1 pseudogene is annotated in these 312 nt (G+C 38.1%); it reads right to left on the minus strand.

Annotated features, from left to right (window positions below):
- Positions 1-312, minus strand: a pseudogene (locus BOW55_RS20995) (hypothetical protein); the annotation flags it as partial.

Here is a 312-nt window from a genome sequence, read left to right on the forward strand (position 1 = left end):
ATTCCTTTTCCATTATTTCCTGTGGCTCCTTGTGCTCCAGTTTCTCCTTTTGGTCCTGTTAAGTTAGAAGTGGTAAAAGTTGTACCGTCAGTATAAGTAATTGTAAAAGTTCCGTTTCCATTATCAACTGTAGTTGTGATTCCTTTTCCAGCAGTTCCTTGTGGACCTTGAGCTCCAGTATCTCCTTTTATAGCCGCTAAATAATCTGTATTAGTTGCTGTTGTATTATTGGTTGTTTCCTTCCAAATTTCAAAAGCTGACTTTCCAGCAATTCCTTGTGCTCCTGTTAAATCAGAAGTCGTGAAAGTTGAT

The sequence above is a fragment of the Flavobacterium sp. YO12 genome (assembly GCF_004119495.1).
GTDB lineage: Bacteria > Bacteroidota > Bacteroidia > Flavobacteriales > Flavobacteriaceae > Flavobacterium.